1 protein-coding gene is annotated in these 418 nt (G+C 72.0%); it reads left to right on the forward strand.

Going from position 1 to position 418, the window contains the following annotated elements; genetic code table 11:
• Positions 1 to 418: hypothetical protein (locus ABD994_RS16305; protein ID WP_345416871.1), on the forward strand; the 418-nt coding region annotated here is incomplete at both ends.

Consider the following 418-nt stretch of genomic DNA (forward strand, 5'->3'; position numbering starts at 1 on the left):
GGCCTGGGCGGCAACGTCAACCAGGGTGCTGGTGGCGGCAACGTCAACCAGGGCGGCCTCGGCGGCAACGTCAACCAGGGCGCCGGTGGCGGCAACGTCAACCAGGGCGCCGGTGGCGGCAACGTCAACCAGGGTGCTGGTGGCGGCAACGTCAACCAGGGCGGCCTCGGCGGGAACGTCAACCAGGGCGGCGGGTTCGGCAACGTCAACCAGGGCTCGGGTGGAGGCAACGTCAACCAGGGCGGCCTCGGCGGGAACGTGAACCAGGGCGGCGGGTTCGGCAACGTCAACCAGGGCTCGGGTGGAGGCAACGTCAACCAGGGCGGCCTCGGCGGGAACGTCAACCAGGGTGCCGGCGGCGGCAACGTCAACCAGGGTGCCGGCGGCGGCAACGTCAACCAGGGTGCCGGCGGCGGCA

Source organism: Actinomycetospora chlora, from assembly GCF_039542135.1.
Classification (GTDB): Bacteria; Actinomycetota; Actinomycetes; order Mycobacteriales; family Pseudonocardiaceae; genus Actinomycetospora; species Actinomycetospora chlora.